The organism is Clostridium formicaceticum (assembly GCF_001854185.1).
Lineage (GTDB): Bacteria > Bacillota > Clostridia > Peptostreptococcales > Natronincolaceae > Andreesenella > Andreesenella formicacetica.
The window spans coordinates 1,843,168-1,868,846 of record NZ_CP017603.1 but is presented as its reverse complement, the minus strand read 5'-3'; the positions used below and the strand labels follow the sequence as shown (position 1 = coordinate 1,868,846).

Here is a 25,679-nt window from a genome sequence, read left to right as displayed (position 1 = left end):
GTAATCACCCTTTCTTCCTTTAATGCATAGAATGTTTAAGAAGAATACTATTTAGGTGGGTGATAAAAATGAGCTACATACATCCCTTTGCAGAAGCCAGAAAGTTGATCGCCGGCATTGATACAAAAATATCTCTTCCCAACGGAAAGTACACCACTGTTATCAATTTTGACAACGCCGCCACCACCCCTCCCTTTCTACCTGTGCTGGAGGAAATTATGAACTTTTCACCTTGGTATGCTTCAGTACATCGTGGTACTGGTTATAAATCTCAAGTTTCTTCTAACTTCTACGAAAATGCCCGCAGCACGATTGCTGATTTTGTAGGAGCAGATTTAAAACATGACACAATTATCTTTCTTAAAAATACCACAGAAGCTATCAATAAACTATCCAATAGACTGCTGGATACTTATAAAGATGGTGTTATTTTATCCACATTTATGGAGCATCATTCTAACGACTTGCCCTGGAGGAATAAATATACAGTAGACTATATTGATATTGACCAAGAAGGAAAGTTATCTCTAGGGGACTTAGAATCAAAACTCCTCTATTATAAAGGAAAAGTAAAGCTAGTAGCGGTGACTGGAGCCTCTAATGTAACAGGTTATATCAATCCTATAGATCAGATTGCTGAATTAGCCCATCGTTATGGAGCTAAAATTCTAATAGATGGAGCGCAGTTAGTGCCTCATGCATCAATAAATATGAAATCTCCTGATAATTCTCAACATATCGATTTTCTTGTTTTTTCTGGTCATAAAATGTATGCTCCTTTTGGTACAGGAGTTTTAATTGGCCCCAAGAAGTTTTTTGAGAAGGGTGCCCCAGATTATTCAGGAGGTGGTACAGTAGAAATTGTGACACATGATACTATAAAGTGGAATGATCCTCCCCTAAAGGAAGAAGCCGGAACACCTAATGTGATGGGGGTATTAGCTATAGTCACTGCTATAAAAACTTTAAAAAAGTTAGGAATGGAAGACATAGAAATTTATGAAAGAAAATTAATGGAGTACGCTTTAAGTAGGCTTAAGGATATCGATGATCTTATTTTTTATGGAGACGCCTTTAATAGCAAAGATCGTGTTAGCATTATTCCCTTTAATATTCATAATATGTCTCATAGTATGGTAGCCACTATTCTTGCTCAAGAAGGTGCTATTGCTGTAAGAAATGGTTGTTTTTGTGCGCAACCTTACATTCAAAGATTATTAAACATATCCGCTGAAGAAATTAAAAACCGCATAGAAGATCCTTCCCTGCCTCATCCTGGCGTTGTTCGAATAAGCTTTGGATTGTATAATTCCTTCGATGAAATAGATCAATTGATTAAACTCCTTTCTAAAATTTCAAAAAATAAAAAAGCCTATCTATCCAAGTATAGGCATTTATCCTTCTAAAACCATGTGGTATTCATTACATGGTTTTTTCTATGGATAAGGTTTTTGATAAGGAAAAGTGGTTACACTAAAATAGCATATCATTAGCGTTGACTTAAGCCATAATTTGTCATCCTGAGGGGAGCAAAGCGGAGTCGGAGGATCTTAGGGTTTGTGAAATTATATAGAAAGGCAGGTGCTTTATTTGGAAAACAAAAAGATAAATTTGCTCATGTTCAGTGGAGAATACGATAAAGCTTTATCAGCGTTAATCATCGCTAATGCTGCACGGGAGATGGAGGTTGAAGTAACGTTATTTTTTGCTTTTTGGGGGCTATTCTTGTTACGGGACCCTGAAAAGATGACCTTAGAGGATAAAACCACCTACGAAAAAATGTTTAGTATGATGACGCCTAAAGGGCCCGAAGAACTTCCCCTCTCTAAAATGAATTTCAGTGGGATTGGTAAGCAAATGTTACTGGAAATGATGGAGGATGACAAAGCCCCACGATTAATAGATTTTTTAAATGGTGCTATAAAAAAAGGAGTGCGTTTTTATGGCTGCAAGCTATCTGTAGAAATTATGGGATTAAAAAAGGAAGAGTTAATTCCTGAATTAGAAATCGTAGATGCAAAAACTTACTTAGAGGATGCTTTGGCATCGGACATGCAATTGTTTATTTAAAAAAAAGATGGCCTTTTGACAGAGGCCATCTTTTTTACTCTTCATTATTCTTAAATCTTACAGACACCTGTTCTCGCATTATATATTCCCCATCTTTGGCGCTGTATTCTCCAATCTCTACCCTTCCTTTTTCTGCGTCAGTAACAGGGTATCTCACTTCGTCTCTGAAATTTCCCCAATAGGGTCCTCCTGCGTCCGCTTGTAAATGTTCTTCATGAATTAATTCATCCTCATCATCCAAGATACGCACAATAAAACTTCCTTCAAAGGCAATAATCCTTCCTCTTATTTCCACAGGGTTATTAATTTCTTCCCCTTCTTCTGGCAGCTCTAGTACGGCATGAACCAATTTGCTTTCTGTAGGAAAGGTTTCACCATCCATTGTTCTAACTTCATATTCAGATACCATATCTGTATCAATTTGTAGGGTGATAGAAGGATAAGCAATGGCTTGGGTAACCACATCCTCATCATCCGGCATCATCATATCTACTAAGATTACTCTTGGATACTCTTCTTCTAGATAATCTTCTACAATGATACCATAGCCTCCTGTAGGTCTTTCTCCAGCATTAATTCTTATATAGGTAGCATCTGGATGTTGATAAACATAAGCACCCTCTTCATTGCCAAATTGCTGAAACCATTCTTTAACAGCCGAAGGGACAGTATCTTCCTCTACAATTCGCATTCTATCCCGTAGATCTTCCTTAATATCCCTATGTACATTTGGGTCCTCCTCAGGGGTTTCAACTGGATCCTCCTGCTGCTGTGGTGGTGGGGTTTGTTCCTCTTCAGGCTGGCAGCCTATCATGCCTATACCTATGCATAAACACAGCACCCATAGAAAAAGTTTCTTCATTATAATACACCTCCTGCTTTTAACATACCCACTTTTATTTATACTTATTTCATTGGTGTAGAAATTTCTCTCTAAGATTATATAAAAACATCTCCAGATAATAATTATCTGGAGATGTTAAGGTGTATTTAAGCTTCTACCTTTTCAATTTTTATGCCAGTATCATGATCATTTAAGTTTTGTTTTTCTAAGTCATTATCTTCAACACTGTCAATGGTTACTGCTAAGGTTTCCTGCATGATATAAGACTTGTAAAGCTCCACTGCCTTGGTGATTTCGTCATCTCCATTAAAGTAGATTTTGATATTGTCCGCTACTTCGAAGCCGCTATTTTTTCTCATCTGCTGCACTTTAGAAACGAACTCACGGGCAAAACCTTCATCAATGAGTTCTTGAGTTAAGGTGGTGTCTAAAATAACAAATAGATTATTTTCCATTTCCACTGTAAAACCTTCCTTCGCAGAAATGTTGATCATTACATAATCCTTACCAACCTCAAAATTTTCTCCCTCAAGCTCTAAGTCTACCTTCTCACCTGCTTCTAATTTCGGTACAACAACAGATGCATCTAGATTTCCAAGAGCTTTACCGAAGGCTTTGATTTTACTTCCTAATTCAGGCCCTGCTACTCTAAAGTTTGGCTTTAGACTAAAGTCCATAAAATCCTTTAAATTCTTTTCAAAGTGAACTTCCTTGACATTTAATTCTTCTTGGATTAATGGTACAAGGTCAGCAATTAAGGTCTCATACTTACCATCCACCAATATTTTTTGCAGCGGTTGACGTACTTTCATCTTAGACTGTGCTCTTGCAGCTCTGCCTAATCCTACTAAGTCCCTTACCAGGTCCATCTTTTCCTCTACTTCTTTGTCGATCAGCGCAGCGTCTGCTACAGGATAGTCTGCAAGGTGAACAGATAACTCTCCTGTCAACTTCTCATGCATTTCATCTGATAAGAAGGGAGCAAAAGGTGCCACTAACTTAGACACTCCTACAAGAATTTCAAAAGTTGTATTATAAACTGCCTTTTTATCATTGGTTAGCTCTGTAGCCCAGAAACGTCTTCTAGCTCTTCTAATGTACCAATTTGAAAGGTCTTCATTCACAAACTCCTGAATCTTTCTCACAGCCTTTGTCAGGTCATATGCCTCCATATCAGCCCTTACTTCCTTTACAAGACTGTTGTATTTTGATAAAATCCATCGATCCAACTCTGGACGTTCTTTATACGCAATAAAGAAATCCTTAGGATTAATCTCATCTGTATTGGCATACAAAGTAAAAAAGGCATATACATTTTCAATAGTAGTAAAGAACTTACTTTGTACTTCTTTTAACCCTTCAATGTCAAATCGTGTAGGTGTCCAAGCCGGTGATACATGCAATAAATACCATCTTAGAGCATCTGCACCATACTTATCAAATAAATCAAAGGGGTCTACCGTATTTCCCTTAGATTTTGACATTTTTTGACCATTTTTATCTAAGATCAAATCATTTACCAATACATTTTTATAAGGTGCTCTTCCCATAACAAAGGTAGAAATTGCCAGTAACGAATAGAACCATCCTCTTGTTTGGTCGATTCCTTCACAGATAAAGTCTGCTGGGAATAGTGTATCAAAGTTTTCTTTGTTTTCAAAAGGATAGTGATGTTGTGCAAAAGGCATGGCTCCGCTGTCAAACCAACAGTCTATTACTTCCGTTACCCTCGTCATCGTACCACCACAATCCTGACACTTTAAGTGGATATCATCTACATGAGGTCTATGAAGTTCTACTGTTTCGTCAAGATTTTCAATGGCTCTTTCTATTAGTTCTTTTCTTGAACCTACAGAGGTAGTGCTGCCACATTCACAACGCCAAATGTTTAATGGTGTTCCCCAATAACGATTTCTAGATAATGCCCAATCATTCAAGTTTTCTAGCCAGTTACCAAAACGCTTTTCCCCCACATAATCGGGATACCAGTTGACACTATTGTTGTTTTCGATCAATTGATCCTTTAGCTTGGTCATTTCAATGTACCAGCTTGGCTTTCCATAGTAAAGCAGTGGTGTTGAACAACGCCAGCAGTGAGGATAATTATGATCCATCTTTTCCTTTTTAAATAGCTTTCCTTCTCCGTGAAGCCATTTGATAATGTCAACATCAGCATCAATAACAAATTGACCCTCCCAAGGCGTGGTGGTGTATTTTCCTTCTTCACTTACGGGCTGTAATACAGGAAGATCATATCTTCTACCTACCTGGTAGTCATCTTCACCAAAGGCAGGTGCAATGTGAACAATTCCAGTACCGTCTTCTGTTGTTACATAATCAGCTACAGTAACAAAGAAAGCTTTTTTATCTGGCTTGACAAAAGGCATCAGTTGTTCGTACTCTATATATTCTAAATCTTGACCCTTTACTTCTTCTATGACTTCATATTCATCACCGATGACCTTAGAAGCCAAAGCTTTTGCTACAATATATACCTTATCATTGTGCTTTACCTTTACATAGGTTACTTCAGGATGCACTGCTAAAGCTACGTTAGAAGCCAATGTCCAAGGGGTAGTTGTCCATACTAAGAAATACTCTTCAGCATCTTTTCTTTTCATAGGAACAATGACTGTATTGGATTTAATTTCTTTATATCCTTGAGAAACCTCATGAGAAGCCAAACCTGTTCCACATCTCGGACAATAAGGTAGAATTTTATGTCCTTCATAAATATAGCCTTCTTTAAAGAACTTATCTAAAATCCACCATACAGATTCGATATAGTTATTGTCTAAAGTAATATAGGGATTGTCTAAGTCAATGGAATAACCCATTCTTCTGGTCATTTCCCTCCACTGTTTCTCATAGGAAAAAACAGACTCTCTACATTTTTCATTAAAAGCTGCAATACCATAGTTTTCGATTTCTACCTTACTAGAAAGCTTCAACTGCTTTTCTACTTCAATTTCTACCGGCAAACCATGGGTATCCCACCCAGCCTTTCTCTTTACTTGTTCTCCTACCATTGTATGGTATCTACATACTGAATCTTTTAATGTTCTTGAAATAACGTGATGAATTCCCGGTCTACCATTGGCTGTTGGCGGTCCTTCAAAAAACACAAAAGACTTTGCTCCCTCACGATTTGTAATACTTTTATCGAGAATTTCGTTTTTATCCCATAATTCAGCTACAGCCTTTTCTCTTTCAGCTACAGGAACATTAGATAAAGATTTAAATCCTTTCATTGTTTTCCCATCCTTTCTAAGCTACATTCAAAATTGCGCCAAAAATATAAAAAAGCCCCTAGAATACTCTAGGGGCGAATAAACCGCGGTACCACCCTTCTTACAAGGTAAGTGTCCCTTCACCTTGTCACTCTAACACATGATAACGTATGTCTACGGAAGACCTTACTACTGTTTCAGGCCCTCTGCTCCAAGGTGATTTTCATAAAAAGCTCCGTAATAATCTCTCACCACATGATTATCTCTCTGTAAACGCTAACTCTTTACTACTGTCCTCTTCATAGCAATTATTTATGAAAATATTTGTTTATATTCATCTTTAAAGGTTTTGGTAAACCTTTAAAATACATTATATAATTAGTTCTCTATAAAAGTCAAGCAAATTGGCTTTTATCTACTTGTATGAATTTTGACCTATTTGTAAAAAAATATACATTATATATAAGATACAAGCCTATCAATTTTAATATACTAAGGGGTGCGTTCCCAGTTTCTCTTCAATGAAACCCCTCCTTTTTCAAATATTCACATAATTATAGCATATTTACACGAACAAATAAGTAAGTACAGATTTTCATGAAATGTTAATGGTATACGGCAACGACTAATGAAATAAACAGCCATAAATCTATCTCAAAAAGACTAGCTATACTTTTGTAACATCTCAAAATATGAAAACAGTAGTTTTGTGTCATGAAATTTCATTATCACAAAAACCTTACATGTTGCACAACCTCAACTAATCCCAAAATTCGTCTTAACTATAGTAAAACGGTATTTAGGGATTAGTTGAAAAGAGACATACAAAATGTAATGTATATGTAACCTATAAATGTGAATATTGTGATATAATTTACATATTATGGAATGTGCAGGCTGTTCTAAATAAGTGAAAGGAAGGGATTGTAAATGTCAATAAACCACGAACCTAAAGGTTCGGAGCTTGTAAAAGCTCTTATTGATTAGACTAAGTTCTTCGAGAACTACGTTATTTGGGTCATGATACCTACGGATATTTAGCCAAGTCTGTAGCACTATCGTATAGTATTAAACAATTCTGATGGGTAGGAATAGTGTGCTATACCTAACAAGCCTTTATAACATTGTCTATGGCTACTCACTCTGAAAGGAGATGGACTAAATGCTAGTCTATGTAATTAACAAACATGGCAAACCATTAATGCCATGCAAACCAAGAAAAGCAAGAAAACTATTAAAACAAGGCAAAGCAAAAGTAGTTAAAAGAACACCATTTACAATCCAGTTGCTATTTGGTAGTTCTGGATATACACAAGAAATAGCCTTAGGTGTAGATGCAGGCAGCAAACATATAGGTATAAGTGCTCTACTACAGAAAAAGAAGAACTGTTTTCAGCAGAAGTTGAATTAAGGACTGACATAGTAGACTTACTTTCTACTAGAAGACAAAACAGGCGTACTAGGAGAAATAGGTTAAGGTATAGGAAAGTAAGGTTTAATAATAGCGTTAAAAGAAAGAAAAAAGGATGGTTAGCACCTAGTATTGAGCATAAAATACAATCTCATTTTAGAATTGTAGCAGAAATTCAAAAGATATTACCTATATCAAAAATCCTAACCAAGCACCATTTGAGGTTAAAGGCTTTAGGTTGTTCGATAAAGTAAAATACCATGGGAAAGAATATTTTGTATTTGGTAGACGTAGTAGTGGTTTTTTTGACATCAGAAAACTAGATGGTACAAAGGTAAACAAGGGTAGTTTAAATTGTAAGAAAATTGCGTTGTTAGAAACAAGAAAAACTTTACTATGGGAAAGGAGGACGTCAGGTTAGGGAACGTCAAGGACATTCCTCCACGACCCTAAAGGGATCGTGGTTTCCTGGCAAGTGTTTATGAAAAAAAACATGAGTATATTAATTTTAGCAATGTTATTGTTATTAACTTCTACTAATCTATGTTATGCAACAGATAACTTAAATCAATATGAAATTCTTGGAAAATCATATGACGGTTTTCGTACTGCAATGAATTCTAATGGATTACTGGGATATGTGGATAACGAAGGAAATCCATTAACACCATTTATTTATGATGGTGCAGGTAATTTTAATAATGGGGTGGGAATAGTATATACCGAAGATGAAAATAGCAGAGAATATAGTGCTATTGACACTAAGGGAGAAATATTAAAGTTTAAAAAAGAATTGGGAACAGTGGATTTTTATAATGGCAGATATGGAATTGTTAGTGTTCCTTCGAATAATCCGTCTTTGCCAATAAAATCAGCATTGATTGACTCTAAAGGAAATTTAGTTACAGATTATTTTTATGATGGTATATACATGGTAAATGGAAGAAGCACTGGAAAAGGTGGAGTATTTTTAGTTAATAAGAATGGTTATTGGGGGGCTATTAAAGGAGACGGGACAGTAGTTATACCTGCTGAGTATGATAACATTCAATGTTATTCAGAGCAAAGCAATGTATTTATGGTTTCGAAGAAAGAAGGAAGTTCTTATAAGTATGGATATATAAGATTTGACGGAAAAATATTGTTTGAATGTAAGTACGATGGTGTAGGTGATTTTACAAATGGCTATGGTTTACTAGATCAAAGTGGTAAAATTGCCATAGTCGATATAAATGGAAATTTTTTGACGGATTTTGTGAAACATGCTATAGTCGATGTGAATGGAAGTATTTTTACAGATTTAGAGAAATATGACGAAATCTACGAGTTTAATGAAGGACTTGCTGTTGTGAAAAGTGCTGCCGGGTATGGTTGTATAGATCAGAAAGGCAATTTAGTAATTCCTTGTAAGTATAGTAGTATGGATTTTAGCAAAAATGGATATTTTAGAGCAATATTACAAAGTAATAATACAGAAGTAACTTTAAAAAATCCATTAATTGATCAAAGAGAAATTAACGTTTACATTAATGATAGATGGTTGTATTTAGATCAAGAGCCAATTATAGAGAATGGACGAACCTTAGCTCCTTTTAGAACTATATCAGAGGCTCTAGGGTATGCCGTTGAGTGGGATAATACAAATCAATCTATTACTTTACAAAATAGCGAAAAAATTATTTGCTTGCAAATTGGATTAAATGAAGCCTCTGTAGATATTTTTGATGACGGAAAGAAAGCAGAAACAATTTTATTAGACGTTCCCCCAAAATTAATAAATGGAAGAACTTTTGTCCCTGTTAGATTTCTTTCAGATAATATAGGTGCCAAGATAGTTTGGAATCAAGATACAAAAACAATACAGATACAAAATGATGATTTACAATTAAAAGTGACCCCCCTTGTACAGACAAAAGTGACCCCCTAGTAATACAATCTCATGTTAAAATATATAAGTCAAAATATTTTTAGGCATTTGCAAAGTTGCTTAAACGAAAAATAGAACCCACCTTAATTTCTATGTCTCAAGATTTATATTCTTACTTGCACCGTATAAGTGTCTACGGGTGGATAATTATTTTACTTTAAATAAAAATAAAAGGGTTTTCACCCTTTTATTTTTATTTAAATCTGAGGAGTACTTCTGAAATCAATACTTACTGTTTCCGTTGCACCGCTAGTTGTATTTGTAACAGAACCAACCTTAATTCTACTTGGACTATAATCTCCACCGTCTTTTCTAAGTTGCAGAACGTACTTTCCGCTAGCCCCTTGTGTTCTTCCGCTTGTCCCAGATGGGAATTCATAACTATTTGCATCTGTCCAAACATAAGTCAGATTAGTAGGTGAAACTACCCCACAAACACCCCACTTAGCATTTATTTCGTATGCCCCACTGGTCTCATAACTAGTGGGATTGGCTGCAATTACGATTTCTCTATTAACATCACAACCCGAACCAGACTCCGAAGATAAAGCCTTTTCACCGAAACTGTTACTTAATTTAGTGGATAATGGAGTGCTCATTAAGTCTGTTCCACTATATCCTGTTTTTGAAACATTTAGTTTAGCATAATATGAAGTTCCTACTTTTTCAATCCATGCTCTCATATAAAGCACGGTTCCTGGTTTTACTGCAGTGGTAGAGAAAATCGCACCATCATTACCAGTGCAAATACCAGGATTACCGTAACAAAAAGGTCTCCAGCCTCCGCCTCCAGCGACTCTTATACCAATATCAATACCGTTTGGGCAATAAAACCCAAAAAATATTTCAGGTACAACATTCTTAGGAATCTGATTCGGGTCAGAATCACCGGGGCAAATCCCTGCATAATAAGAAGGAATTGTAACCATTCCATAAGCCTCTTTTCCTTTAATTGTTTCTTTAATTTTTCTTGTACAACTATATCCTCCCATAATGAATCTCTCCTTTTCTTTTTTATTTATATTTTGCTAGACTTCTACTTTCTGGTCAGTTCATTTCGCCCTACACTTGTATCAAAGTTACGATCGCTATCTAATAAGAAAGTGATAGCCAAATCCACTCCATCCATTCTGTTTATGCCACCTATGTATGTCATCTACAGTCCCACTAGGATGTGCAGCATGATGAAGGACGATCATAAAATACGTATTCATTTTTTAAAGAACGCTTTCAAATGTTAAGATTCTTTCTATCATGTTCATCCTGACCACACACCTTAGATTTATATCTTGAGAATTTTTAACCGGTTATTTCCTTCTCACTATATACAAGCGTATTTTAGGGGGAAAATGTAAACCCCCTACATAAAAAATTTTTTTATTTTTTTATGTCTTCAAATATGAAATGTGATAAATTCAAGGTTTTAGACTTCTTTTTTGAAAACAAAGTTTTTGATTTCCAATACATCTTCTTTAATCTCTTCTACTAGATTTAACTTTTCCGTTAGATTCGATATGATATTTTGATACTTAAGCTCCCTTTCTTCCTGGCGAAGATCTCTCTTCTCTTGGTTTTTGAGAATATAGAATATAAGAATTACAGTAAGTACGGTCCATATACCTTGGCTGGAGGCTAGTTCTATCATCTTTTCTTCCAATTGTTTCACCCCCATCCCCTAGGTATAATTTTCTTAGATTATTTAGAGCTCTATTAACAGCTTGTCTACTGATTCCTAGTATTTTAGAGATATCTTTTTCTGAAAAGCCCTGTATAAATTCTAAAATAATAATATCTCTTTGCTGCTTCACTAAGGATTGAATCAATATAGATGTTGCAGTATCATTCTCAATGCCTCCCACAGTTTCATCTGGTATTAGATCGTAGTTTATTTCCACGTGTTCCTTGATCTTATTTTTATGTGCTCTAAACAAATCTACGGTTCTCTTTTTCAAATGCATATGTATATATTTAGCAATCTGCTTATGAGTTGAATGCTTAAATATTTCCATATCAATGGTCTTTATTAGTTCCAGAAGTTCAATGATTAAATCCGTTTCTGCTTCTTCATGGTGCAAACTCTTACTTAGCTTTTTTAAGGCACCATCAAAATCTTTTATGATTTCATAGGCCGCATCCTTATCATTGTCCTTAGCCTTTTTTAGTAAGTCATATAATTCCATACAAATCCTCCTTTTGTTAAAAAATTATCAGCGTCTATTAACACCAAGCGAATTTAGGATGGAATTTGTAAACCGGTGTAATTTGTCTTGTTTCGACGAATTTTGCTAATGTTGATGAAAAAGGATGTGTAGGAGTAAAATTTTTAAAAAATAGTTATATTTTGTAAAATTTTCTATATTTTATAATATCACCCTATTCAATTCATCGGAATTATATTTAAATGGGCTATAGTTTAAACAAAAAAATGGAAAAATATAAAAATACTGTTTGCTTAAAGTTAATTTTGTTATTTTTAAACATCTATTTTAAGATATCTTGATTTCAAACAAATAAAATTCATATAATTTTCTTATAAACAATTCGAGATGGAGGATCACATGAAATTAGGCTATATTTAGATACTACAACGCCTACTGGAAAGTTTATGCTTACCACGATAGGAGCCATAGCTGAATTTGAAAGAGAGTGTCTTTTAGAAAGGCAGAAAGAAGGAATTACTTTAGCCAAATCCGAAAGGCAATATAAAGGGTGTAAAAAAATAGACTTCCCTAAGAATTGGGAAGATGTTTATAGCAAATATATGACCAGAGAAATAACATGGGCTAAAGCTATGGAAATACTTAACTTGAAAAGAAATACATTTTATAGGTTGAAAAAAGATTGGGAAGGAAAGAACTAATGAAAACAATTGTTACTAGAAACTTTAAGTCTGGCTTTACTGATACTAGCCTCTAATTGAAGAAGTTAACATACTCAGTATTTTCTATTGCAGTTTTTACACGGATCGTTTTCATTCCCCCTAATATAAACCATCGCTACATTTTGCGAAGTGTGGCAATGGTTTAATGAATTTACATATATTTACAATTACTTTTCAGTACACGACATGGTTGCTGGTATTAGGCCTAAATACATATACCTATAGCATTGCATGCAAAGTAAGGAAATGAATTTATTCATTTCCTTACTTTAGCAGTTAAAGCTTTTTTGTAATTTTTCATCTAGGATTTTACCCAACTTTTTCTAATCTTTTCCCACTTCCCATCACGATCTTTGATGATCTTCTCTATATCTTCCTTTAATAAGTGTTTAAATCGACCTTGATTTTTTAGATAGTCTTCAGCAGATGCAAACTCCTTAGGATTTTTATTTAGAAGAAATTCCCCGTTTTCATATTCTGCTAGATACCATAAGCCACAATCTACTACTTCTTTGCCTAATTCTATAGCAGAGTCAGCGGAAGTTCCCCATCCAGTAGGACAAGGAGCGTATACATGGATGTAGGAGGTGCCATCTACTTGTTTTGCCTTGTTAATCTTATTTAAAAAATCCTGTATATAACCGATACTGGCAGTGGCTGCATAGTCAATGCCATGGGCAGCGACAATTTCAAACATATTTTTCTTGGTTGTGATGGTTCCTCGAATGTTTTCTCCTGCTGGTGTCGTGGTGGTACGAGTACCATAGGGGGTCAAACCACTCTTTTGAATCCCTGTGTTCATGTAAGCCTCGTTGTCATAGCAGATATAAATAATTTTTTCTCTACGGTCTATGGCACCAGAAAGAGCTTGAATACCGATATCCGCAGTACCTCCATCTCCAGCAATACCTACAGAATGGAAATCCTTAATACCTAATGCTCTTGCTCCCGCTGCTACGCCTGAGATCATAGAAGCTGTTCCTGCAAAGGTGGAAATCATGGCATTGGTGGTAAAACATAACTGAGGATAATTAAATCCTACCGCCGACATACAACCGGCAGGAAGCACTGTAAAGGTTCTCTGTCCCAATACCTTTAAAACCAGTCGAACTGCTAAACTTCCTCCACAACCTGCGCAAGCCTTATGACCATAAAAGTATTCTTCATCTGTAATGCTACGGGCATTTATGTTTTTTTCCCTACTCATCGATCTCCACCCCCAGATTAATAAAGTGTATATGTTCCTCTACCTTTGTTCCTACAGCTTTCTGTAGCTTTTCAAACATCCCTTGAATATCTTCCTTCGAAATATCTCTACCACCCAACCCTGCAATAAAGTTTAGGCTCTGTATGCCTTGAGCTCCTTTTGCTAAGGCAGAGTTAACATTAGTATAGACAGTACCTTCATAACCAAAAGAAATATCCTTATCAATTACCCCTACCGCCTTTACATCCTTTAATACCTCAAGAATTTCCTTCTCTGGGAAAGGACGCATAAAACGAATCTTCAGCAAACCTACTTTTTGTCCTTGTTGTCTTAAGGCATCCACCACAGTACGACAAGTGCCGCAAACACTGCCTAGAGCAATTAAGACAACCTCCGCATCCTCACAGCGATAAGCTTGGATCAGTCCTCCATAATCCCTATGGAATCGCTTTGCAAAATTTTCATTTACTTCTTTAATCACCTTTGCAGCGTCTAATGCCGCCTTGTGCTGTTGATACTTAAAAGCCATATTATCTGCCGGTGAAGAGCTAAAGCACATATTCGTAGGATTATCTAGATCAAACTTGTTGGTGGTTTTGTAGGGTGGTAAAAAATCATCCACCTCTTCTTGCTTGGGTATCTCCACTAATTCATAGGTGTGGGTTAGAATAAATCCATCCAAGTTCAGTATAGTAGGGGTCAACACATCAGGATGCTCCGCAATGGCATAGGACTGTATCACCATGTCTAAACTTTCCTGTGCATCTTCTACATAGACCTGCAGCCATCCAGAATCCAAAAGAGATAACGAATCTCTTTGGTCCCCATAGATACTCCAAGGTAAAGCCAAGGAACGATTGGCGTTCATCATGACAATAGGAAACCTACCGCCGCTGGCATAATGCATACATTCTGCCATATATAAAAGTCCCTGAGAAGAACTGGCTGTAAAAGTTCTAGCACCTATAGCACTAGCCCCCATGGCAGCAGATAACGCTGAATGTTCTGATTCTACATGCATAAACTCTGCCTTGATACTTCCTTCCTCCACCATCTCAGAAAGACGCTCTACTACGATGGTCTGTGGAGTGATAGGATATGCCGAAATAACATGAGGTCTAGATAATTTCGTTCCTACTGCTACAGCTTCATTCCCAGAAATAAATACTTTTTCCATTACCCTACTCCTCCCTAATCATTGTGATAGCCTTAGCTTTACAAGCCTTAGCGCAAATGCCACAACCTTTACAAAATTTATAATCAATGTCTACTTTATTTTCTTTTTTAAAGATAACTCCCTCAGGACAACACAAATAACAATAGAAACATCCATTACAGCTTTGATTATTGATCACAGGTTTTTCTGTTCTCCAATCTGCATTTTCTGTCACTAAATAACCGGCTGTAAAACATGTACCCTTTGGATACTCTTTAATATGCACTGGTTTCTTATAAGGCCGAACAACAGGTCTACTCATAGGACACCCCTTTCACTGCTTCATAGGCTTTCTTTAGTAATACAACATTTTTATTGACAATTTTGACAGGTAACCCTGTCTCCACACCTTTGATGGCAGCCTCTAAAGAGATGATTTCTGTTGCCCCTAAAAGCGCTCCCAACATAGCTGTATTGGTAATGGGTTTCCCCAATATCTCCAGGGCAAGAGATGTAGCGTCTATCGTTACTACTTCCACCCCTTGCCAATCAGCATACCTTTCTGGATGGTTGGTGTTGATAATCACTTTACCATTGGGTTTTATCGTTGCTAAAATCTGTTTGTTTACAAGGGTCTCATCCAATACAACAGCATAATCACAGGATTTTACCTCAGTACGATCTATGATTTTCTCCTCATCAATTTTCGTAAAAGCTAAAACTGGTGCTCCTCTTCTCTCGGGACCAAAGGAGGGGAAGGCCAATGCATATTTATTTCCATATAAAGTTGCTGCAGCCCCTAGTATTCTCGATACAGTAAAGCTTCCCTGACCACCTCTGCCGTGCCATCTCACTTCTACCATGTAACTCCCTCCTCCACTTTTTCACGAAGTTTTGCTAGGCGTTTTAATGCCTCTTTTAAAGTTTCTTCTTGCTTTGCAAAATGGAAGCGTATCAAATGATTCACATCTTCTCTAAAGAAACTGGAACCCGGTACAGCCGCCACCCCTACTTCCTTTGCCAGCCACTCACAGAATTCTACATCATTGGGAGCCTCAAACTCTGAAATATCTACTAATACATAATAAGCTCCTTGGGGAACAGTATAAATAAGTCCAATTTCATCTAATCCCTTGAGGAAGAGATCACGTTTTTTTCTATAGGTTTCCTGTAGCTCCTCGTAATATAAATCATTAAACTCCAAACCTACAACAGCTGCCTCCTGTAATGGTGCTGCAGCCCCCACTGTTAGAAAGTCATGTACCTTACGGGCAGGGTCAATAATCTCCGCTGGAGCAATCACATAACCCAGTCGCCATCCAGTGATAGAGTAGGTCTTAGATAAAGAACTACAAGAAATCGTACGTTTAAACATACCTGGCAGGGAAGCAAAGTAAATGTGCTTATAGGGTTCAAATACTATATGCTCATAAACTTCATCCGTGATCACAAAGGTATCATACTCCTCCGCCAACTGGGCAATCACCTGTAGCTCCTCTAGGGTAAATACTTTCCCGGTAGGATTAGAGGGATTACAAAGAATTAATGCCTTTGGTTTTTGTTGAAAAGCCCTTCTCAATTCTTCTATATCAAAGTGAAAGGTTGGAGGATATAGTGGTACATAGATAGGCTCTGCACCGCATAAAATAGTATCTGCCCCATAATTCTCATAAAAAGGAGAAAATACAATCACCTTATCTCCTGGATTACAAACCGTCATCATGGCTACCATCATGGCTTCTGTACTACCACAGGTAACGACGATCTCTGAATTTGGATCAATAGGAATTCCCATATACTTTGACTGTTTCTTCGCCAAGGCTTCTCTGAAGTTTGGTGCCCCCCAGGTAACGGCATATTGATGCGGTCCTTCCTTGGCCACTTTCTCCAGAGCTTCTTGTATCTCTACAGGCGGCTCAAAATCAGGAAATCCCTGAGATAAATTCACCGCACCGTATTGGTTGGCAATTCTTGTCATACGTCTAATGATTGATTCTGTAAACCCCGCTAATCGACTACTTATTTCTGGCATAAACATCTTCCTCTCCCTGAAAATTTATATTATTAGTTATTTCTCAAATCAATTAATCGCTTTGCCTTATGGGTAGCTCTTGGTAGTTCCCCTTCTTTTAAAAGAACAACCTCCTTAGGTCTAACACCCAATCGGGTTTTTATGCTGTCCTGTACCTTTGCAATCAAAGCTGCTTCATCTATATCTGAAGTAGCTAATTTCTCTACCTCCACCTTATACTTGGTTGTAAAGTTCTCTGTAAATACAGTAATACGATATTCCCCAGTAAGCTCTGGAATATTTCTTATCACAAATTCAACGTCACTAGGAAATACATTCACCCCGGAGACAATAAACATATCATCTAATCGTCCCGTAATATTGACTCTCCCGTGGGTTCTGCCGCATGTACAAGGTTCTTTTGTATAGGTGACAATATCTCCTGTGCGGAATCTTATCATAGGTCTTGCTGTCTTACGCAGGGTAGTCAAAACCAACTCTCCTCTTTCACCCTCCTCTACAGGCTCTAAGGTTTCGGGATTTAATACCTCCACCAAGATATGGTCCTCGGCAATGTGCAGACCGTCTCTTGCTTCACAAGCACCGGCACATGCACCAAATATATCTGAGATTCCGTAAAAATCATAAACCTCCGCGCCCCATAATTCTTCAATAGCAGTTCTTGTAGCATCAATCGACCCTCCTGCTTCACCTGCCACAATAATTCTTTTGATAGCAAGGTCTTTGGCAGGGTCAATCCCCTGCTTACGGGCGGTTTCTCCTAAATACCATGCATAGGAGGGTGTAGTCCAAATCATGGTAGGTTGAAACTCTTTTAGGATAAATAGCAGACGATCAGAGGGAATCGCCCCTGCCCATAAACACAATGCCCCAAGGTTTTGTGCCCCAATGACATCTGGCCCGCCTACAAACAAAGTAAAGTTTAATGCGTGAACGTATCTATCAGTTGGTCGCATGCCTGCTGCCCAAAACAATCTGCTCTGCACATCCTGAAACTCCTCAAAATCCTGACGGGTAAAAGGGCTTAGCGTAGGCACTCCCGTAGAGCCACTGGAGGCAGAAACAAACACAACCTCCTCCTCCTCTACTGCCGTCATATCCCCTAGAAAAGGTTTTAAACCTTGTCGTTCCCGCTCTATTTGTTTATTGGTAAAAGGAAATTTTCTAATATCCGAAAGCTCTTTAAAATCCGAGGGTTTTACCCCAGCCTGATCAAAAGCTTCTTTATAATATGCAGATTGGTTATAGGCCAGTAGTAGATGTTGAGAAAGCTGATCTACTTGATAAGCCTCTAACTCTTCTCTAGAAAGTGTTTCGATTTCTTTGTTCCAAAATTGTCTGTAACCCATTATATTGCCTCCTTTATTAAAGTCTTCTATTTAGATATTGCCTGGGAATTTTAATATACTAAAACTACATTTGCAGCCTTCGGCACTGTTGCTATCTTTTGTCCACTATTTTAGAGAAATGATCCCCTAAAAATTGTAAAACCTGCACCAATACTACTAAAACAACTACAGTTACCAACATAACATCTGTCTCATAACGATAATAGCCAAATCGTATAGCAAGGTCTCCTATACCGCCCCCGCCTACGATTCCCGCCATGGCAGAGTAACCGATGAGGCTGATGGCGGTGACTGTCACCCCATTGATTAGGGAGGGTAAAGCCTCCGTCAACAGCACATGTCGAATAATCATAAAGGGTTTTGCCCCTATGGCAATGGCTGCTTCAATGACACCCCTATCTACTTCACGAAAGGAAGCCTCCACCAATCGGGCATAAAATGCTACTGCCGCCACAGAAAGAGGAACAGAAGCAGCCTTTGCCCCAATGGTGGTTCCTGTAATTAACTTCGTCAATGGTAGTAACAATACCAGAAGAATGACAAAAGGCACTGACCGAATAACATTCACAAGAATTCCTCCAACGAAGTTTAAGGTTTTACTTTCAAAAAACAATCCTTGAGAAGTAATATAGATAAAGAGTCCCAGAGGAACCCCTAGAATAATAGCGGCAAATAGAGAAATTCCCACCATCTCGAAGGTTTCTCCCATTGCTTTTGTTAAATTAGATACCAATTCTGTAACTATACTAGCTTGCATAGGACACCTCCGTTACATCTGTATTTTCTCTTATATAATCTAGTCCTTGCTCTATATCTCCTGCTGCACCATTAAAGGCTACTACCAAAACGCCTATAGATTGATTTCCTATATACTCAATTTTTCCGTGGAGAATATTTAAATCTAAATCAAATTTCTTTGCTGCTTGAGAAAGAATAGGTTCTAGTGCAGAATTGCCTCTGTAGACAATTTTCATGATCTTCCCCTTTAGCGCTTTAAAGATTTCCCGTGGTAATTCTAAGTTAAAGGTATGTTCCACCAGTTTTTTAGTAAACGCATGTTTTGGTGTGGCAAACACATCATAAACACTACCTATCTCCACCACTTCACCCTTTCTCATCACAGCAACACGATCACAGATATTTTTCACCACATCCATCTCATGGGTAATAAGTACGATGGTAATACCTAAATTTCTGTTGATTTCCTTGAGCAATTGCAGGATAGACTTTGTTGTTTCCAAATCCAGTGCAGATGTAGGTTCATCACATAAAAGAATTTGTGGTTCATTGGCAAGAGCTCTAGCAATGCCAACTCTTTGTTTTTGTCCTCCACTTAGCTTAGAAGGGTAAACATCTCTTTTATCAGATAAGCCTACGATCTTCAAAAGCTTCTCTACTCTATCTTTTATTTCTTCTTTTGACTTTTCAGCCGCCTTCATAGCAAAGGCAATATTATCAAACACTGTTTTACCACGGATTAAATTGAAATGTTGAAAAATCATACCTATTTTTAACCTTGTTTTTCTAAGCTCTTCCCCTGTGAAATCCGTAATATCTGTCCCATCTATCACCACAGCACCGGAGGTTGGTTTTTCTAGGAGGTTGATGGTACGGAGCAGTGTACTTTTACCTGCTCCACTAGAACCAACAATCCCAAAGATTTCTCCTTTTTCTATCGTGAGAGAAGCTTCTCTTACAGCGCCAACTACTTGATTTGCTGCTTTAAATGTCACCGAAATATTCTCAAGACTGATCAAGTCAATTCCCCCTATTCAAACCAATCAGGTTTTTGAAAACTATTAAATATATCGTTTGGATTATTAATGGCCTCTCTGAAGGCTTCTGATTGTACAATTTCTTTCATATCCTTTACAAATTCTTTATCTAAATCTTCTGTTCTTACAGCAATTAAGTTTTTGTAAGGTTCCTCCAATGTTTCCATAACAATCGCGGTGGAAAGGTCGATTCCTGCAGCAATTGCAAAGTTACCATTGATGGCAGCTAAATCTGAGCTCTCTAAGGTTCTAGGTAATTGTGCCGCCTCTACTGGAGTAATCTGTAAGTTCTTTGGGTTTTCAACGATATCTTTTTCAGAGGCAGTTGTGGGGTCCATATTCTCACTGATGGTTACTAAACCTGCTGCCTCTAAAAGTCTCAAGGCTCGGGCTAAGTTGGTGGGATCATTAGCAATCGTTACAACACTGCCTTCCTCTAAGTCATCTAAAGATTTTATTCTATTAGAATACAAGCCTACTGCTGCTGTAGGAATATTGATTACTGATGACAATTCCAAATTATGATCCTGAGAAAATTTTTCTAAGTATACAGCATGCTGAAACATGTTGGCAGTAATCTCTTTATTTGCAAGTGCCTGATTTGGTAGTACATAGTCACTAAACTCTTTTACTTCTACAACATAACCTCTTTCTTCTAACTGTGGTTGAATCGCTCTTTTAAACATATCACCATAGGGCCCTGGAGCTACACCGATAACCAACTTTTCACTCACTTCTGCACTATCTACCTTTTGACATCCTGTAAATATCACTGCTAAAATTGCTACAACTAAAAACAATACCTTTACTCTGTGTTTCATAAACTCTCCTCTTTTCTTTAATTATTTTTTTAAAAACATTAGTATTAATTAAAAAAACCTCTCGACAAGAGAGGTTAGGTATCTAGCTCTCTCTCATCTCTCAGCTCTACTGTAAACCACAGTTGGCTGTAGGAATTAGCACCTTGCACTTGTGTACCGGTTGCTGGGTTTCATCGGGCCTATCCCTCCACCTCTCTGGATAAGAGTTATCCTTTGTAGTTTTGTTTGTACGTACAGTTTTCTTAGGTAATAAAAAAACCCTCTCGATAAGAGAGGGCATGCGCGCCTATACCATCTCTCATCTTTCAGCTCCACTGTAAACCACAGTTGGCTGTAGGAATTAGCACCTTGCACTTCTGTGCCGGTTGCTGGGTTTCATCGGGCCTATCCCTCCACCTCTCTGGATAAGAATTAACAATCAATTCATATTATTTTGATATGATTATATAGGATTTATTTTTGAAAGTCAACAAGAAATTTTAAAAAGTTTATTGTATTTTTTTGGTAGTATACTAACAATATTTAAAAATCTAGTTTTTCACTACTAAAAAATTAAAGATTCTATAAACTGCCTACTATTAAATGTACCCCATTACACTTAACAAGAACAGTGTTGGTAAATGCTTTTTTTGATTTTAAAATAAATTATACTATTTTTTTATCTTTGTTTGTTATAGTATAATAAGGAAATACTATAAAAAGCTTATATTTTCAAAAACTAGTTTTTAAAATCTCAGGAGGAATGCTATGAAAATACTATACTACGATTGCTTCTCCGGTATCAGCGGAGATATGAATTTAGGTGCAATGATTGATCTTGGTGTAGATGAAGCTATTTTAAGGAGAGAACTAGAAAAGCTTCACCTAAATGAGTATGAATTGGTCGTTACCAGGGATGAAAGAAAAGGAATTACAGGTACAAAAGTAGATGTCAAATTGTTGCATCATTTGCCTGAAGACCATCATCATGACGAAACCTCTTGTTCTCATAATCATGCACATCACCATGAGCACCACTGTCATGACAACCATGCACATCACCATGAAAAAAAACATCATCATCACCATAGAAATCTTCACGACATCGAGGCTATTATTCACCATAGTGATTTACACCCTACTGTAAAGGAACTCAGTTTAGAGATGTTTAGAGATGTAGCAGTTGCAGAGGCAAAAATCCACGGTAAACCCATAGAAGAAGTGCATTTCCATGAGGTAGGTGCAGTAGATTCTATCGTAGATATCGTAGGCGCCGCTATTTGCTACAATCTTTTAAAAGTAGATAAGGTGATCTTCTCCCCTATCACGGTAGGAGGCGGATTTGTAAATTGTGCCCATGGCATATTCCCTGTTCCAGCGCCAGCTACCACAGAAATTTTAAAAGGAATCCCCATTGTCTCAGGAGAAATTCAAAAAGAGATGACTACCCCTACAGGAGCTGTAATCGCCAAGATATTGGGGGATAAATATACTTCTAATAAAAATTTCTCTATTACAAAAGTAGGTTATGGTATAGGCCACAGAGACAATGCTATTCCCAATGTACTACGGGTATTTTTAGGAGAAGCAGATGATCATCTGGAAGAAAAAGCAAAAATAATAGAGTGTAATATTGACGATATGAACCCCGAACTTTACCAATATGTGATGGAGAAACTCCTAGCTGAAGGTGCCATGGATGTTTACCTTACCCCTATTACTATGAAAAAAAGCAGACCAGCTATGAAGCTTAGTGTTTTGTGTAGTCCTCAAATCGTTGATAAGATGATTTCTATCCTATATGAGGAGACCACAACCCTAGGCACCCGCAGTTATGATGTGGATAAAAGCATGATGGGTAGAGAAATTGTCACGGTAGATACACCCTATGGCGCTGTTAGAATAAAATTAGCCCTTTATAAGAACAAAGTAGTAAAATGGAAGGCTGAATATGAAGACTGCAAGAAAATTGCAGCATCTCATCATATACCATTAAAAGCGGTATATGAGCTGGTAGAAAAATTATATAGTAACTAAGTTGCACATAGGAGATAACTGCAAAAAAATTTTACTTATTAAGGGGGCATAAAATTGACGCTACATGATAAATATAAGAAACTACTAGAATACATAAAGTCTTTAGAAAGTGTTGTGATTGCTTTTTCTGGAGGCGTGGATAGTACCTTTTTATTACAGGCAGCTAAGGAGGCCCTAGGAGATCAAGCAATGGCTCTTACCATCAAAGCGCCCTTTCATCTACAGTGGGAAATCGAAGAGACCAAAGAATTAACAACACAGCTGGGTATTTCTCATGTTATTATAGAGCACAAGGAAATTCCCGATGAGATTCAGTACAATCCCAGCGACCGGTGCTATCTTTGTAAGAAAAAGGTTTTTCAAGGAATTTTAGATTTTGCTAAAGAAAACAACTTTCTTTATGTAGCGGATGGTACAAATTTCGATGATACGAAGGATTACCGTCCAGGTATGAAGGCGCTAAAAGAGCTAAATGTGGTTAGTCCTCTTTTAGAAGTAGGTTTTACTAAGGATGAAATCCGACAGATGTCTAAAATATTAAGCCTTCCTACATGGGACAAACCTGCTTATGCATGTATCTTAACAAGAATTCAGTATGGCCAAAAAATTATAGAGGAGGATTTAAGAAAGGTGGAGAAAGCAGAAAAGTACCTAATCGATTTAGGCTTTCCTGTAGCAAGAGTTCGGCTCCATGACCAATTGGCAAGGATTGAGGTAGCTCCTGATCGACTAAAGGATTTATTAGAAGAAAAGCAAATGAAGAAAATTTCTGTAGATTTTAAAGCCATGGGCTTTCAATATGTTACTGTTGATTTAGAGGGTTATAGAACAGGAAGTCAAAATGAGGTGTTATCATAAATGAATGCAAAAACGATAGAAAATTTATTATTAGATGTGAAAGAAAATAAACTTCCAGTGGAAGAAGCTCTTTCCATATTGAAACAATTACCCTATCAAGACTTAGGTTTTGCAAAAATAGATCATCATAGAGAGTTGCGTCAAGGTTATCCAGAGGTAATTTACTGCAGTGGTAAAACCGTTGAACAGGTTGTAGACATTGTAGGTGTGATGTTTCATAAAGGCAGCAATATTTTAGGTACAAGAGCCACTGAAGAAATGTATTTAGCTGTAAAAGAAAAATTTCCCATGGTGGAATATAATAAAATGGCTAAAATCATTACTCTTTTGCAAAAAAAAATTCAAATAAGTGATAGTTATATTGTGGTTGCTACTGGAGGTACTTCTGATATTCCTATTGCAGAGGAAGCTGCTATGACCGCAGAAGTTTTTGGCAACAAAGTGGAACGAATTTATGACGTAGGTGTAGCTGGAATTCATCGGTTATTTTCTAAATTAGATATCATTAGGGAAGCTAAGGTTGTCATTGCTGTAGCCGGCATGGAGGGAGCTTTAGCCAGTGTTGTTGGCGGACTTGTTGACAAACCAGTGATTGCTGTGCCTACTAGCATAGGCTATGGCGCAAATTTCGGCGGTTTAGCAGCCCTTCTGTCTATGTTAAATAGCTGCTCCAGTGGTACTGCCGTGGTCAATATCGATAATGGTTTTGGCGCTGGCTATATGGCTAGTATGATCAACAAATTATAGCTGCATTAAATATTGCTAAGGCATCTTCAATAGGGTATAATTTTACCTATGTGTATATAGATGCGCGCTTCTAAAGTTAAATTTTAATATACACGGTCTACGGTTTCGCCCCAAAACCGTGGGCTACAAATGTAGCCCTTAGTATATTAAAATTTAGGGGCGCACATCTATACTGATAAACATTTGAATTTTATATAGAAAGGAAGATTTACATGAAACTAGGCATTGTGGGTCTACCTAATGTTGGAAAAAGTACATTGTTTAATGCAATTACTCAAGCAGGAGCAGAGTCTGCTAACTATCCCTTTTGTACGATAGAGCCTAATGTAGGGGTAGTTGCGGTTCCTGATGATAGACTGAAATTTTTAACAGATTTATATCAATCTGAAAAGACAATTCCAGCAGCAATTGAGTTTTATGATATTGCAGGATTGGTACGGGGCGCAAGTAAGGGAGAAGGTTTGGGTAATAAATTTCTCTCTCACATTCGTGAGGTAGCATCTATTCTTCAAGTAGTTCGATGCTTTGAAGATTCCAATATTACCCATGTAGAGGGAAGCGTTAATCCCCTAAGAGACATCGAAACCATCAATTTAGAATTAATTTTCTCAGACCTTGAAATGGTAGAAAAAAGACTTCAAAAGTCTGAAAAACTAGCTAAAGGAGATAAAAGCTTATTAGCCGAAGTAGATTTACTTAAAAGAATTCATAGCGCGCTTGAAGAAGGTTTATCTGCCCGTAGCTTAGAATATGATGAAAAAGAGCTAGAAATCTTAAAAACCTTTAATCTTTTGTCTATGAAACCTATTATTTATATCGCCAATGTAGCAGAGAATGAAGTGGCTAATGAAGGTGCTGACAATCCTTATGTTCAGCAATTAAAAGCGTTTGCTAAAACAGAAGGTGCAGAAGTTGTTGTGATCTGTGCAAAAATCGAAGCGGAAATTTCAGAGTTGGAGGAAGAGGAAAAAGCTATGTTCTTAGAAGAATTGGGGCTAAATCAGTCTGGCCTTGACCGTTTAGTACAGGCTTCTTACTCACTCCTAGGACTCATCAGTTATCTGACAGCCGGGCCAAAGGAAGTAAGGGCTTGGACTATTAAAAAAGGCACAAAAGCTCCACAGGCGGCTGGGAAAATTCACTCTGACTTCGAAAGAGGTTTCATTCGCGCTGAAGTTGTTGCCTTCGACGCCCTTGTAAGCTGTGGTACCTATACCGCTGCAAAGGAAAAGGGTCTTGTTCGACTAGAGGGTAAGGAATATGTAGTGCAGGATGGAGATGTTATTTTATTTAGATTTAATGTGTAAATAAAACTTTTTATAAAAGCAAAACACCTCTATAACATCTATAGAAGT

General features: G+C 37.2%; 22 protein-coding genes, 1 pseudogene, 2 riboswitches and 1 other annotated feature. Of the genes and pseudogenes, 9 read left to right on the top strand and 14 right to left on the bottom strand.

What is annotated here, in order from left to right; all coding sequences use genetic code 11:
- The first annotated feature begins 68 nt into the window (after window positions 1–68).
- Together BJL90_RS08515 and BJL90_RS08510 are read left to right on the top strand one after the other, a co-directional pair.
- A complete protein-coding gene (locus tag BJL90_RS08515; protein ID WP_070966563.1) occupies window positions 69–1,406 on the top strand; it encodes an aminotransferase class V-fold PLP-dependent enzyme in 1,338 nt (445 codons plus the stop codon).
- Window positions 1,407–1,590: 184 nt separating this feature from the next.
- On the top strand, window positions 1,591–2,070 hold the full coding sequence (locus BJL90_RS08510; RefSeq protein WP_081561906.1) for a DsrE/DsrF/DrsH-like family protein: 480 nt from the start codon (window positions 1,591–1,593) through the stop codon (window positions 2,068–2,070).
- A 34-nt stretch (window positions 2,071–2,104) separates the two neighbouring features.
- Here BJL90_RS08510 and BJL90_RS08505 read toward each other — a convergent pair whose 3' ends face one another.
- Both BJL90_RS08505 and ileS read right to left on the bottom strand, forming a co-directional pair.
- The gene (locus tag BJL90_RS08505) at window positions 2,105–2,932 is read right to left on the bottom strand and encodes a Gmad2 immunoglobulin-like domain-containing protein (protein WP_070966560.1); all 828 of its coding nucleotides are present in this window, start codon (window positions 2,930–2,932) and stop codon (window positions 2,105–2,107) included.
- Window positions 2,933–3,060: 128 nt separating this feature from the next.
- Window positions 3,061–6,165, bottom strand: a complete 3,105-nt coding sequence (gene ileS, locus BJL90_RS08500; protein WP_070966558.1) for an isoleucine--tRNA ligase — start codon at window positions 6,163–6,165, stop codon at window positions 3,061–3,063.
- Window positions 6,166–6,232: 67 nt separating this feature from the next.
- Window positions 6,233–6,456 (bottom strand) — a binding site (T-box leader).
- 850 nt (window positions 6,457–7,306) lie between these two features.
- Between ileS and iscB the strand changes: the two are divergent.
- Window positions 7,307–7,809: pseudogene (gene iscB, locus BJL90_RS22760) on the top strand (RNA-guided endonuclease IscB).
- 227 nt (window positions 7,810–8,036) lie between these two features.
- The gene (locus BJL90_RS08490) at window positions 8,037–9,482 is read left to right on the top strand and encodes a stalk domain-containing protein (RefSeq protein ID WP_070966552.1); all 1,446 of its coding nucleotides are present in this window, start codon (window positions 8,037–8,039) and stop codon (window positions 9,480–9,482) included.
- 197 nt (window positions 9,483–9,679) lie between these two features.
- On the opposite strand, the gene BJL90_RS08485 is transcribed toward BJL90_RS08490, so the two are convergent.
- The 3 genes from BJL90_RS08485 to BJL90_RS22755 form a co-directional block, all read right to left on the bottom strand.
- A complete protein-coding gene (locus tag BJL90_RS08485) occupies window positions 9,680–10,474 on the bottom strand; it encodes a hypothetical protein (RefSeq protein WP_070966549.1) in 795 nt (264 codons plus the stop codon).
- A gap of 431 nt (window positions 10,475–10,905) precedes the next feature.
- On the bottom strand, window positions 10,906–11,079 hold the full coding sequence (locus tag BJL90_RS21420) for a BhlA/UviB family holin-like peptide (RefSeq protein WP_236905078.1): 174 nt from the start codon (window positions 11,077–11,079) through the stop codon (window positions 10,906–10,908).
- Complete coding sequence (locus BJL90_RS22755; protein ID WP_070966547.1) at window positions 11,012–11,662, bottom strand: RNA polymerase sigma factor; 651 nt, start codon at window positions 11,660–11,662, stop codon at window positions 11,012–11,014. Before BJL90_RS22755 ends, BJL90_RS21420 begins: the two co-directional genes overlap by 68 nt.
- A 359-nt stretch (window positions 11,663–12,021) precedes the next feature.
- Here BJL90_RS22755 and BJL90_RS08475 point away from each other — a divergent pair, with 359 nt between their 5' ends.
- Window positions 12,022–12,342: a recombinase family protein gene (locus BJL90_RS08475; RefSeq protein ID WP_335617847.1), complete on the top strand. Its 321-nt coding sequence runs from the start codon at window positions 12,022–12,024 to the stop codon at window positions 12,340–12,342.
- A gap of 322 nt (window positions 12,343–12,664) precedes the next feature.
- Here the strand turns inward: BJL90_RS08475 and BJL90_RS08470 are convergent, their stop codons facing one another.
- The 9 genes from BJL90_RS08470 to BJL90_RS08430 all read right to left on the bottom strand — a co-directional run bounded on the left by BJL90_RS08470 (window position 12,665) and on the right by BJL90_RS08430 (window position 20,703).
- Window positions 12,665–13,570 carry a thiamine pyrophosphate-dependent enzyme gene (locus BJL90_RS08470; RefSeq protein ID WP_070966541.1) on the bottom strand — a complete coding sequence of 302 codons (906 nt, stop codon included), beginning with the start codon at window positions 13,568–13,570 and terminating at the stop codon, window positions 12,665–12,667.
- Window positions 13,563–14,747, bottom strand: a complete 1,185-nt coding sequence (locus tag BJL90_RS08465; RefSeq protein WP_070966538.1) for a transketolase C-terminal domain-containing protein — start codon at window positions 14,745–14,747, stop codon at window positions 13,563–13,565. Before BJL90_RS08465 ends, BJL90_RS08470 begins: the two co-directional genes overlap by 8 nt.
- Before the next feature lie 4 nt (window positions 14,748–14,751).
- A complete protein-coding gene (locus BJL90_RS08460) occupies window positions 14,752–15,048 on the bottom strand; it encodes a 4Fe-4S dicluster domain-containing protein (RefSeq protein ID WP_070966536.1) in 297 nt (98 codons plus the stop codon).
- On the bottom strand, window positions 15,041–15,589 hold the full coding sequence (locus BJL90_RS08455) for a 2-oxoacid:acceptor oxidoreductase family protein (protein ID WP_070966535.1): 549 nt from the start codon (window positions 15,587–15,589) through the stop codon (window positions 15,041–15,043). Before BJL90_RS08455 ends, BJL90_RS08460 begins: the two co-directional genes overlap by 8 nt.
- Window positions 15,583–16,758 (bottom strand): pyridoxal phosphate-dependent aminotransferase, encoded by a 1,176-nt coding sequence (locus BJL90_RS08450; RefSeq protein ID WP_070973101.1) that lies wholly within the window; start codon window positions 16,756–16,758, stop codon window positions 15,583–15,585. Before BJL90_RS08450 ends, BJL90_RS08455 begins: the two co-directional genes overlap by 7 nt.
- Before the next feature lie 32 nt (window positions 16,759–16,790).
- Complete coding sequence (locus BJL90_RS08445; protein ID WP_070966532.1) at window positions 16,791–18,107, bottom strand: phenylacetate--CoA ligase family protein; 1,317 nt, start codon at window positions 18,105–18,107, stop codon at window positions 16,791–16,793.
- 91 nt (window positions 18,108–18,198) lie between these two features.
- Window positions 18,199–18,864, bottom strand: a complete 666-nt coding sequence (locus BJL90_RS08440; RefSeq protein ID WP_070966530.1) for a methionine ABC transporter permease — start codon at window positions 18,862–18,864, stop codon at window positions 18,199–18,201.
- Window positions 18,854–19,864 carry a methionine ABC transporter ATP-binding protein gene (locus BJL90_RS08435; protein WP_070966527.1) on the bottom strand — a complete coding sequence of 337 codons (1,011 nt, stop codon included), beginning with the start codon at window positions 19,862–19,864 and terminating at the stop codon, window positions 18,854–18,856. Before BJL90_RS08435 ends, BJL90_RS08440 begins: the two co-directional genes overlap by 11 nt.
- Before the next feature lie 11 nt (window positions 19,865–19,875).
- Window positions 19,876–20,703: a MetQ/NlpA family ABC transporter substrate-binding protein gene (locus BJL90_RS08430; protein ID WP_070966524.1), complete on the bottom strand. Its 828-nt coding sequence runs from the start codon at window positions 20,701–20,703 to the stop codon at window positions 19,876–19,878.
- 90 nt (window positions 20,704–20,793) lie between these two features.
- Window positions 20,794–20,909: riboswitch (SAM riboswitch) on the bottom strand.
- A gap of 89 nt (window positions 20,910–20,998) precedes the next feature.
- Window positions 20,999–21,114: riboswitch (SAM riboswitch) on the bottom strand.
- Between the two features lie 336 nt (window positions 21,115–21,450).
- Between BJL90_RS08430 and larC the strand changes: the two genes are divergently transcribed.
- The 4 genes from larC (at window position 21,451) to ychF (ending at window position 25,631) form a co-directional block, all read left to right on the top strand.
- Window positions 21,451–22,719, top strand: a complete 1,269-nt coding sequence (gene larC / locus BJL90_RS08425; protein WP_070966521.1) for a nickel pincer cofactor biosynthesis protein LarC — start codon at window positions 21,451–21,453, stop codon at window positions 22,717–22,719.
- Window positions 22,720–22,773: 54 nt separating this feature from the next.
- Entirely contained in the window at window positions 22,774–23,577 is an 804-nt protein-coding gene (gene larE / locus BJL90_RS08420; protein ID WP_070966519.1) for an ATP-dependent sacrificial sulfur transferase LarE, read from the top strand.
- A complete protein-coding gene (gene larB / locus BJL90_RS08415; RefSeq protein ID WP_070966516.1) occupies window positions 23,578–24,324 on the top strand; it encodes a nickel pincer cofactor biosynthesis protein LarB in 747 nt (248 codons plus the stop codon).
- Window positions 24,325–24,536: 212 nt separating this feature from the next.
- Complete coding sequence (ychF, locus tag BJL90_RS08410; RefSeq protein WP_070966513.1) at window positions 24,537–25,631, top strand: redox-regulated ATPase YchF; 1,095 nt, start codon at window positions 24,537–24,539, stop codon at window positions 25,629–25,631.
- Window positions 25,632–25,679 lie beyond the last annotated feature (48 nt).